This window comes from Paenibacillus sp. LT-B23 (genome assembly GCF_059417685.1).
Map to the genome: position 1 here is coordinate 184,865 of NZ_JBSQBM010000011.1, position 12,068 is coordinate 196,932.

Genomic DNA, 12,068 nt, shown 5'->3' on the forward strand with positions numbered 1-12,068 from the left:
CTTTTTTTTGAAAGCACAGCAGAGCACCTTTTGCAGCCATGTTATGACCACAAGAAAATAGCCTGCTTGTATGCGAGATACAAACAGGCAGGCTTGGGCGCTCTTTATGAAGATAAGAGAACATGTTATAGAAATGGCCTTACTAAAATGGTACTCAGGAAGCGACGGTGCTGGACTGCAAAATAGCAGATAGCTTTTCCTGAAAAGTCGGAATGCCCACCCGTTGTACATACGCATAAAAGGTTTCGTCGGCATTTCGATTTTCTTTGTAAAACAGAATCAGTTCGGCCAACACCGGGCCAACCTGATCACCACGTACGCGGCCTTTGAGCGCTTTATTGAACTGGGCACCTGGTCCGAGCGCTCCACCAACAGCAATATCGAACGCGTCGACCATACCCTCGGGTGTTTTAATGAGCGAGCCTTGCAGACCGATGTCCGCAATATGCTTGTGTCCGCAGGAATTCGGGCAGCCGATGAAATGAATGCGCACTTTTTCATCCAGATCTACGTGCTGATCCAAATACTCGGCAACGTCAACCGCCCGCTTTTTAGTCTCCACAATCGCCAGATTGCAGAATTCATTCCCGGTGCATGAAACGGTACGGCTCATAAAATGCTTAGGCTGTGGCGTCAGGCGTTGCAGCACAGGAGCCTGTAGTAATTCATTCACCTGATTGTCCGGCACGCCGCTCAGTAAAATATTTTGCGACATGGTCGTACGAATCTGTCCATCACCGTAGCGGTCAGCCAGCTCGGCCAGCTCGTGCAGCTCATCAGCATCCAGACGGCCGACTGGCACGTTCAGACCGACATAGTTTAGACCCTGCTGCGCTTGTGGATGCACACCGTCAAAGTAGGCTGCTTGCCAGCCGATCGTTTTATCCTCGCCTCGGCCCGGCATTTCGCCGATATACTCCGTGAGCTTGGCTAAAAACTTTTCCGGACCCCAATCGGCGATGAGGAATTTCAGGCGGGCATGGTGGCGTTTTTCCCGATAGCCGTAATCCCGGAAAATGGTGGTGACTGCAATGGCAACCTTCAAAACTTCATCAGGACGGACAAACAGGTCCAGCGATTGCGCCAAATGTGGCTTGGCGGATAAACCTCCACCGACCATCACATGAAAGCCGATGACTTCTTTCCCGTCGATTACTTTAGTAGCAGGCGTAAAGGACAAATCGTTAATTTCAGCCTGCGCGTTATTGTACGTATTACCGGAGATGGACATTTTGTATTTACGCGGCAAATTCGAGAAGTCCCGATTTAATAGGAAAAAACGGTTGACTTCATCCACAATATCCTTGGTGTCGACCAATTCATTCGGATCAATGCCTGCCAAAGGATTGCCAACAATCGTACGCGGACAGTCGCCACAGGCTTCAAAGGAGTACAAGCCAACTTTTTCCAGACGCTCAAAAATATCGGGTAAATCTTGAACCGTCAGCCAGTGAAACTGAATAGCCTGACGGGTGGTGACATCAACGAGGCTGCGTCCGTACAGTGTGGATATGTCCGCTAATGCATGTGCCTGCGCTGATGTCATGATACCTGTAGGAATACGGACGCGCATCATAAAATGACCGTCCTTGGGCTTTTGCTGATACACTCCGGCCCATTTGAAACGATCCATGTCGTCCGCAGTGATCGAATCGAAGCCTTCGCTCGCATAGTTTTCGATAATGGTGCGTATGACGTCAAGGCCGTCCTTTTCCAGCTTGGCAAATTCGAATTTGTTCAGTTTATCGGGATGAGCGGTCCAGATTGGTTCGTAAGCCATCCATTTGCCTCCTTCATATGCATTGTTTGCAGGAATTCAAGATTATACTTTTATTTCCGACAATAGAACTAAGATATAATGTGATGGTATCATAGTTGGAAGTGCCCGTAAATGAAGGAATGGCCCAAACGCTATAACGATTATTTATCGTATTTGCTTATTTTTTTGATATAAGGATTTGGTAATTTTATAGTATAAATGACATGAGGGGTCATGTTAGCAGCAAACATAGCTTTTTTAGAAAAAGATAGGGCTAAAAGCGATTGTATGCGTGTCTCCTCTATGGTAGATTTGGACTAACTGATAGAACAGGGTCATGTTAGAGAGGAAAAGGTGAAACTATGCGTAAGATGGGGAAAAGGGCGGTCATACTGGCTTTGGGCAGCGCTTTGTGTGTATCTGGAACAGCAGGTGCAGCCGGCAGTGGAACTGCTTTGAAGGCAAAGGTCATTAACGGCGGGGTCTATGTTAACGTAGGCGATGTGAATAAAGCATTAGGAACCAGCGGCGCGTATAACAGCGCAAATGGTACATATACGTTATCGGCCGATCGTGTGCCGCAGGTGGTTAAAAACGTATCTCCCTCTGTGGTAGGCATCATCGGCCGCTCAGCAACGGGACAAGCCGTGGCAGGCGGAGATCGGTACAACCTTGCTCACGGCACGGGGGTCATCATTCGGACAGATGGATGGATTGTCACGAATGCGCATGTCATTGAAGGATTAAATGATGCGGTAGTCGTGACCTCGGACGGTAAATCTTACAGTATTACAGATAGCTACAGTGATCCGGTCAGTGACCTGGCATTGGTTAAAATCAAAGCAAGCGGCCTTAAACCTGCTACCTTAGCAGGCTCGCCGAATAATCTTCAGGTGGGAGAGCAGGTAGTGGCTATCGGTACGCCTATCTCTTTTTCCCTGCGTAATTCGGCAACTTCGGGTGTCGTCAGCGGATTGAACCGTGGCGTCAACGCTGCCTATCGTCTCATCCAAAGCGATACTGCGATCAATCCTGGTAACAGTGGCGGTCCGCTTGTAAATCTCAAGGGTGAGGTAATCGGGATCAATACAATGAAATTTTCGGCTGTTGGTATTGAAAATATGGGCTTTTCGATTCCTTCGGATACGGTGAAATATGTGATTGCTCAATTTTTCAAGTATGGTGAGGTTCGGCGTGCCAGTCTTGGTCTAGGATTGGAAGAGAGCTGGTCGGCGATCGTGGGGCTGCCTACAGAGGACCCTTTGAAAGTCACGAAAATTACTTCGGCTAGTGCTGTTCAGGCCAAAATCAAGGAAGGCGACGAGTTGTATAGCATAAACGGCAAGCGTGTTGCTTCCGCTATCGACGTCAACGAGTTGCTTAAAAGCTATCAGCCGGGTCAGACGGTGAGCTTGCTCATGCAGACGGACGGCGATATTGTAAAACGCAATTTGGTACTGTCACAGGATAATGGCGAAATCTATGAATCTATTCAGGGCGGAGAGGATTCCGGGGACTCGGATGAGTCAACTGGTGATGGCAATGTAGCACCTTCCAAGGAAGCATCTGAGTCAGTCCAACAGGCAACCGTTACAGGAAAGTAATTGAAAACGGAGCGTTATGATATCAAATATAGCTAGAGGGAGATTACTGTGAAGCATATTCAAAGAAAAATGATGCATAAGCTGGGAGCTGGCGTGGTTGCATTGTCTGTTCTGCTATCTGCTTTGCCCGCAGTGGCGGCGGACAGCGATAAACCGATCTTGGAGCTACGCCTGCAAGGTGGCAGCAACACAGCCATCGTGAACGGTCAGAATGCCAATATTGCAAAACCCTATTCGAAAAGCGGTGCGTTGATGGTTCCGGCTGGTGTGTTCAAAAAAGCATTTAACAGCAAAATTCGGCTGGCCGAAGATAATGTGGTCAAAATTAGCAGCGGTGCTCGCATCGTATCGCTGACCATCGGTAGCCGTACTGCCTGGGTGGGCGGCCATAAGGTAACGCTCCCCGCTCCACCGGAAATGTCATCAGGTGTCCTGATGGTTCCGCTACGTCAAGTAGCAGAAGGTCTCGGAGGCAAGCTGGAGAAGAATGGTGCGGGCATTATCATTCGGATGGAGGCACAAGAAGAGGCAGGCACAGTAGCTGAAGAAACGCCGAGCATTGATAATGATGAGGGCAAGACGCAGATCGGGAACAGTTACTACGATTGGTCCATGAACTATCCTACAGGGCTGGTTATCGGGCAAGGTGGTGGGGATGAGAGCATCTCCACATTTATGGACGAGAACAGTGCGTACTATATGGAAGTACATACGGCCTCACAGCCGGTTCCGTTGAACGCGGACGACCTTCTCCAGCAATTGGTGCAAACCGCCAAGGAGACGGGAGAAATCGTTGTAGATCGAAAATCCTTCCCGAAATCGAAGGTACCTTATGCGCGTGTCATTACGAAGGATGGAGATGGCGTGCTGTGGGAAAACCGTCAGTATTATGATAACGGGCGACTGTATGTCATTTATTTTTCCGATGCCAAAGCAACGAATTATAAGGATCTCTCACAGTATGCGGGTCTGTTAAATTCCTTCAAGACTTCCTTCAATGCACAGGATAAAAGCATTAAAGACCTGTCGACCGTCGTAGGGGGAACACGTGAGGCTGGAAACCCGGACTATGGTGTGTCGCTTAGCATACCGGCAGGCTGGAAAATGGACGATCAGCGGATGCAGTACGAAAGCAATGATGGATCGAGTTTCCACTTGAAAGTGACCTCAGCTCCGGCTGATGCCAAGTTGGAAAACTGGAGCCAACAGCTGCAAAAGTGGCTGAGTGATTCATTTGTATCTACAGCTTATGAGGCCCAGAAGACGTATCCACTTGAGGTTGCGGGGGTTCAGGGGCTGGTTCAGGAGTATCGATACAATTTTGGCGACGGATGGGTTAAAGAATACAGTGTGCTGATTCAGCAAAATGGATACCGCTATCTGGCTGAATACGCTGTGCCGGAAAAAGTGAGCAAAGGGAATGATCAGTTCAATGCGCTCATTTCCTCGCTTCAAATCGATTTCCAAACTGTAGCGAGCAACTTCGGACAACTGGAAGAGGACGACTATCTGGCAGACAAAACGAAAACGGTCAAAAAGACTTCCAAAGCCTATGAGTACACGGTGAATATTCCACGATACTGGACAGCGATCAGCGACCAGTTTGAATTGGGTGATGTGGAGTACCAGTTTACCGGAGGAAGTTTCTCCATCAAAGTCGATAATGACAAATCGTTCGAGTTAACGGTATCCCAGCTCAAGGACTTTTACGATAAGCAGGGTAAAAGCTACAAAAACCTCAAGGTTGAAGAGGTTAAGGATGTGACGTTCGCTGGGGTTTCGGCAGCTTCCTTTACATTCCATCGCGTGGAAGAAGGCATTGGCTACACAGGGCGCCAAATCGTTCTGGAGCGTGACGGAAAAACGTATACCGTGACAACGACGCTGAATGACGCGAACAACACGGGCGTGCAGTCTAATGCACTGGATTCAACGCTGAATTCGTTTATGTTTGTGAAGTAGAGGGTGTAGGGAAAAGATTAGTGAGTTATGGTGGGGAGAGCGCTGCGCGGGCCATTTGATCCTGCGATCGCTGCGCTTCTACGGATTCAAATGGCCCGCTCCGCTGGCACCCGCCATAAGATCGCTAATCTTTTATAGAGTGAGGCAGGGGAAGGTCAAGGGCTGTTCAAGCATCTCCAATGTACCGTTTTACGGGATTGGGGGTGTTTTTATTTTTAGTATGATATTTTTGCAAGGAATCGCTTGGAAAGTGTAGAAGCTTGGGGCGCAGTCTGGTACACTAGATTAGTTACAAGATAAGAATGATTATGCCGCAAATGCTTGTCGTGCGGATTTTTTGAGTTGGATGCCATTGATCCCGTGAGCCTGGGGTTCAGAGTAGGGATGATCGGATAGGATGATAGTTCATAGGATTTTAAAATAAGCAGCATCGCTGCTCTGAAAAATAACGCTTAACCAAAGAATAACAAGTTATTTCTCAGTATAGGGAGGACAATGATGAAATCAGCAGTACGAAGAGAAGATGTCGAGCTTCTGGCACCAGCCGGTGACTGGGATTGTATGCGTGCGGCGGTGGCGAATGGAGCCGATGCGATCTTTTTCGGGGTGGAAAAGTTCAACGCACGGGCACGGGCGAACAATTTCCGTATGGATGAACTGCCTGAAATTATGGCGTTTTTGCATAGCTACGGGGTTAAAGGCTTTTTGACATTTAATATACTGGTGTTTGAAAACGAGCTGGAGGACGCCAAGGAACTGGTCGATGCCTGCGTGGATGCGGGTGTGGACGCGTTGCTTGCTCAGGATATGGGCTTGGTGAAAATGATTCGCGATATTTCCCCGGATTTTCCGATCCATGGCTCTACCCAGATGACGATTACCTCGCCGGAGGCGGTAGAGTTTACGAAACCGTACAACATTGAGCGGGTCGTGCTCGGACGTGAAAATAACTTAAAACAGATTCAAAAAATAGGTGAGCAAGCGAGACTTCCGATGGAAGTATTCGTGCATGGCGCGTTATGTGTATCTTACTCGGGTCAATGCTTGACTTCTGAAATGTGGGGCGGACGCTCTGCGAACCGTGGCGAATGCGCACAGGCATGCCGTTTGCCTTACGATCTGATGGTGGATGGTGAGCAAAAGCCGATGGCCGATGTGACGTATCTGCTGTCACCTAAGGATTTGGCTGCCATTGATCTGCTGCCGGAGTTGATTGGCGCAGGCGTCATCTCTTTTAAAATCGAAGGACGACTGAAAACGCCTGAGTATGTAGCCAACGTGGTCAGCAAGTACCGTAAAGCGATTGATAAGTATTTTGAAGGTGACACTTCCAAGACCAGCAAAGAAGATATCCGCGAGCTTCAGCAAAGCTTTTCACGCGGCTTTACGCACGGGTTTCTGGAAGGAACGAATAACAAGAAGCTGGTTGATGGTACATTCCCGAAAAGCCGGGGTGTGTATCTGGGCCGGGTGGAACAAATCCTTCGTGACGGTGTAGTATGCCGTATTGATGCACCGCTAAAACGTGGCGACGGTATTGTATTCGATGCGGGAGATCCCACGCAAAAAGAAGAAGGCGGACGCGTATACGATATCCGTCGCAAGGGTGTAAAGATCGAAGGCGAAGCCGGAGAAGGCTGGATTATCGACATCGTAGCGGGACGCAACGATGTGGATCTGCGCCGTGTACATGTCGGCGACCGCATTTGGAAGACCAACGACCCGGCGCTGGACAAGCGTCTGCGCCAGACGTATGACACCAACAAGCCGTACCGCGTCTTCCCGGTACATGTGCGTGTCAGCGGCTCTCCAGGGCAGCCGCTGTCGACCTGGTGGACCGATGTGCAGAAAGGCACGACGGTCCGCGTGGATTCCGAGCTGGAACTTGAAATCGCCCAGAAACGTCCAATGACGCGCGAACTGCTCGAGGAGCAGTTCGGCCGACTGGGCGGAACGGTGTTCCAGCTGGAAGAACTGGACGTCCATCTGCATGGGGACGTCATCGTGCCGATGCGCGAGCTGAACAGCATCCGCCGTCAGGCGGTGGAATTGCTCGCGGGCGAGCGCCCCAAACCGCCCGTGTACACGAAGCGGGCGGTAGAGGTGTATGGCGATGCATCGGTTCCCGCATCGCCAGTGGCACGCGGTCAGGCAGAACTGACCGCGCTGTGCCGCAGCCTCCCGCAGGTTGAGGCTGCGCTGGAGGCCGGCGTGGAGTTCATCTACGCCGACTTCGAGTTCATTAAGCAATTCCCGGCAGCCGTAGAGGCTGTGCACGCCGCAGGGCGTCGAATTGCGCTGGCGACCCCGCGTATTCACATGCCGGGTGAAAACGGCTACCACAACAATATCCTGCGCCTGAAGCCAGATGCTGTGCTGGTACGCAATCCGGGTGCGCTGTATTTCTACATGCGTCATCGGTTAGAAAATCCAGATGCACACCATCCGCAATTGATCGGTGACTTCTCGCTGAATGTCGCTAACCACAAAGCGGCTGATCTGTTCCTGGATTCTGGCTGTGACCTTGTTACGCCGTCGTACGACCTGAACATCCAGCAAATGGTCGATATGCTCAGACGCACGCGTACCGATAAGCTGGAGATCGTGATTCAGCAGCATATGCCGATGTTCCATACCGAACATTGCGTATACTGCACCTTCATGAGCGAAGGCACGGACTACACCAACTGCGGACGTCCATGTGAGGACCATCGCGCATCCCTGCGCGACCGTATTGGTATGTCTCACCCCGTTCGCGTGGACGAAGGCTGCCGCAACACGGTATACAACGCCATCGAGCAATCAGGTGCCGAGTACCTGTCCAACTTTATGGAGCTGGGCGTGTCCCGCTACCGCGTGGAGTTTTTGGAGGAGACACCGGAGCAGGTACGAGAGGTGATTGACCTCTACAACCGTGCCTTGCGCGGAGAGATCAGCGGTACGCAGGTCTGGAAGACGCTTAAAGCGACGAATCAGTTGGGTGTTACACGCGGGCAACTGGTAAAGTAAATAACTGTATATTTGTCTGGAGCTAAAAAGATTACAGAAGCATAATATATTCATATAGCAAGCTAGTGATTGGAGGACATTTTCTCTTTGAGGGAAGATGTCTTCTTCTTTAGCCTATTAAATTAATCCATCTTCCTGTTATAATCATAGAAGTATATCTATCCGTTATATTGAAGACAAAGGAGATTAACCCATGAAAATCCGTAAAGCGATTATTCCTGCTGCGGGATTAGGAACCCGTTTTCTACCTGCTACCAAAGCGATGCCTAAGGAAATGCTTCCGATTGTAGATAAGCCAACCATTCAATATATTATCGAAGAGGCTGTAGCATCTGGGATTGAAGATATTATTATCGTTACTGGTAAAGGTAAAAGAGCTATTGAGGATCATTTTGATTACTCATTTGAGCTGGAGCATAATCTGGCAGCCAAGGAAAAATGGAATCTGCTCAATGAGGTGCGCAAGCCATCAGAGATGGCAGACATCCACTATATTCGTCAGAAGGAGCCCAAAGGTTTAGGTCACGCTATATGGTGTGCACGTAAATTCATAGGGGATGAGCCTTTTGCTGTACTTTTAGGTGATGACATCGTTGAGTCTGAGAATCCATGTCTCAAACAGATGATGGACGTTTTCGACGAGTATCAGCGTTCTGTTGTAGGAGTAAAACAAGTAGATTGGAACGAGGTTCATCGTTACGGGATTGTTGAGGGTCATGCACTTACTTCGAAGATCTCTGAGGCAGAACGTTTGGTGGAGAAGCCGAAGAAAGAAGAAGCAACCTCCAACTTGGCGATCATGGGACGCTATATCTTGACGCCAGATATTTTCGACATCCTTGGTCAGCAATCCGCTGGAGTAGGCGGGGAGATTCAATTGACGGATGCATTGTCCAAACTGGGTGAAAAGAATCCGATCCTGGCCTACGAATTTGATGGAAATCGCCATGACGTTGGAGAAAAGTTGGGGTTCATTGAAACAACCATTCATTATGCTCTACAACATGATGAGATTAAAGATGAAGTGCTGGCTTATATGAGGCAAGTTATTGAAAAGATGGATCAGCAAAAAAAAGTATCACCGTAATAAGCCCCTCTTCCTCAGTATAAAAAAAAGACTGCCAGATGATGTGTTATATCACGGCAGTCTCTTTTTGTGTTGCTCTATTTCTCCGATTTCAACTGAGCAATTAGCTCTTTCTCCTTCGGATCAGCTTTTATCAGCTTATCGTACAATGCTTTGTCATCCTGTCCCTGCTTTTGCAGAGCGACGATATAATAACGAGCCACCTCACGATTTGTAGCGTCACTCAGGTCGTCCTTCAAGCCGTTTTTGAGGATGTTGGCAGCCTCTGCAGGCTTACCTGACATGAACTCAATTTTGCCAGTACTGAGCGCAATGCTTGGGGTTACTTCAAAAGTACGTGTCAATTGAATTTCAGGTGGAACCGTCTTAATATGAGCTACCCCATCCAGAACCTGCTGGTAAGCAGCAAGACCTGCTTGGAAATATTTCTGCTCCATGGCCGTGTCCTTCTGCTCACGTGCCTGATCACCAAGAGAATAAGCTTGAGTAATCAACATATTGTACCAGTCATTGTCCCATCTAAAGTTAGAGATGTTATTTTCCAAAATGCTGAGGGCCTGCTCATTCTCACCCTTTATTTGTAAAAGGTTAATTTTGGAGCTATACATGAATTTATTATACGGTTCTGCTTTCAGGCCCGTATTTAGCACCTCTATTGCAGCAGTATAAAATTCCTCTTTTTTCGTTTGCTGATAAACATTCTTGTACAGTGCAGCCAGTCTTATAACCGAATCCGGATGTGTAGGACGAAGTTCAAGATCTTTATTAATAGCACTTTGAATTTCCTCAAATGATGTACTGACCGCCATGATCTGTTTCGCATATGTGGCAGCATTAGCTGATTGCACGAAGCGGAGACCAGCAAAAAGCAGCACGATGCTCAGGACACCAATGACTGCACTGTACATGATCCGGAATCCGGAAGCGTTCATAGACAGGCGTTTAAGCGGCTTGCTGTCCATAGCAGCGGCCATACCACCAAGACTCATAAATACCAGTATGCCCATGAACACGTAACTAAGATTAAAGTCCAACAAGCTGTGAAGTAAGATCGAGAGTGCCAAAATAAGATACAGAAAGTGAGAATCTCGATCTTCATCATTTTGTCTAATATAGCTACGAATATATTTATAGAAGATATATAAGATGAATGACATGAAAATTACGAAACCGAGAATGCCCACTTCAACTAAATACTGCATGAAAAAATTATGAGCCTGACGGCTAGTATAAGGATAGTCTTGGTATTTTTCATACAAAGTAGCCCAACCGCCACCACCAGTGCCAATTACAGGGTAATCCTTAATTAATTTGGCAGCATCCTGATAGAATACAAGCCGCTCCAGAACACTATGCTGCCGGAAATTGATGTTTTCTAACCGGACCTGGACGTTATCAGGCAGTACGCTGCGCAGGCCAGTTCCAATAAACAGAAAAGCCAGCAAGCCAATCACCACAACCGATCCGACAGGCAGCCACAGGTTGGATAACTTTCGGGAGGTCCACCCTGTGAGGGCACTCTCCAGCTTTGGTGCCAGATAACGTTCAACAAGCCACAGTACGACAGCAACAGCAAGGGAGACACCAATAAGTAATCCCCAAGCCTTGGCCGCCTCTCCGCCGTTGTAGGTCTTATTGAGTTGTAATCCCATATTTGTAATCGGAGTCAAGATAGATATTGACGCTACACCTGCAATGGCGCAATGTAAAATCCATATAATCTGGCGTGCAGGTTTAAAGAAAAGCAAGAGCAGCACGAATACGACTGGCAGCATAACCAGACCGCCCCGTGACAGGGTCAGGAATAGCGAGACCAGAATTGGCACCAACATGAAGCCATGAGTAGCTTTGCCATACCATGATTTTGATTTCATCAGACAAAAAACGGCAGCGAATAGGAAAGCCATTAGAAAGGCGGCATATGTATTCGCATATTGAAACACCGATGTCAGCCGGAGCCCATTTGTATCTGTCATGACTGCATTGGTATAACGGTTTTGATAAACATATTGGCTAAACCAACCTACCAGCTTGCCGGTAAGCACCCACTGTCCGAACCAGTTGATAAAGCCAAAGCCTACAATGACATAAGCAACGGTCATAATCAGATTGTGAAGAATCTTATTGCCTAACCGATCCTGAAGTAGATAAATTGAGATGATAAACAGAGCGGCATAGATGCACTGTACCACCACCATATTCATGGCCAGGTAATGTGAAGCTGCTGAAGTTAGTGAAAGCACATAAGTCAGGGGAAGCAGCAGTACCAATACAGCCAGCCAATCCCTTTGCTCTTCCAGCTTGAATTTCTTATAATAAGATACGATTCCCAAAATCAGCAGAATCGTGCTGATAATCAAAGCCCAATAGAGTGGCTTCTCAAAATCAAGCATTTGCCCATTAAAAAGTGCAGCCTGGAAGGGGGCCCAAGCTAAAAACAGAACGATGCCAACAATTAACACCCAAAACATAGCCGGCCTTTTATCGTCACGGGTCGACGTTTTGGCCTGTTTCCCGTATACTGGATTCGACAAGGTTTACAATCTCCTTTTCTTGTAGATACGTCAATATTTTAGCATAATGATTATCTACGAGCTAGGCGGAATGTAGATTCACTGACAGTTACATTAGAAATTGACATTATCGT

6 protein-coding genes are annotated in these 12,068 nt (G+C 48.0%); 4 read left to right on the forward strand and 2 right to left on the reverse strand.

From position 1 onward, the window contains the following. Positions 1 to 154: 154 nt before the first annotated feature. Positions 155 to 1,780 carry a nitrite/sulfite reductase gene (locus tag ACWXW9_RS15620; protein WP_494930146.1) on the reverse strand — a complete coding sequence of 542 codons (1,626 nt, stop codon included), beginning with the start codon at positions 1,778 to 1,780 and terminating at the stop codon, positions 155 to 157. Between the two features lie 341 nt (positions 1,781 to 2,121). Between ACWXW9_RS15620 and ACWXW9_RS15625 the strand changes: the two genes are divergently transcribed. The 4 genes from ACWXW9_RS15625 (at position 2,122) to galU (ending at position 9,421) form a co-directional block, all read left to right on the forward strand. Next, positions 2,122 to 3,363, forward strand: a complete 1,242-nt coding sequence (locus ACWXW9_RS15625; protein ID WP_494930147.1) for a S1C family serine protease — start codon at positions 2,122 to 2,124, stop codon at positions 3,361 to 3,363. 48 nt (positions 3,364 to 3,411) lie between these two features. After that, positions 3,412 to 5,325, forward strand: a complete 1,914-nt coding sequence (locus ACWXW9_RS15630) for a stalk domain-containing protein (RefSeq protein ID WP_494930148.1) — start codon at positions 3,412 to 3,414, stop codon at positions 5,323 to 5,325. A gap of 498 nt (positions 5,326 to 5,823) precedes the next feature. Further along, entirely contained in the window at positions 5,824 to 8,334 is a 2,511-nt protein-coding gene (locus ACWXW9_RS15635) for a U32 family peptidase (RefSeq protein WP_494930171.1), read from the forward strand. A gap of 193 nt (positions 8,335 to 8,527) precedes the next feature. Beyond that, a complete protein-coding gene (gene galU / locus ACWXW9_RS15640; protein WP_494930149.1) occupies positions 8,528 to 9,421 on the forward strand; it encodes a UTP--glucose-1-phosphate uridylyltransferase GalU in 894 nt (297 codons plus the stop codon). A gap of 77 nt (positions 9,422 to 9,498) precedes the next feature. Here galU and ACWXW9_RS15645 read toward each other — a convergent pair whose 3' ends face one another. Next, a complete protein-coding gene (locus tag ACWXW9_RS15645; protein ID WP_494930150.1) occupies positions 9,499 to 11,955 on the reverse strand; it encodes a Wzy polymerase domain-containing protein in 2,457 nt (818 codons plus the stop codon). Positions 11,956 to 12,068: the final 113 nt, after the last annotated feature.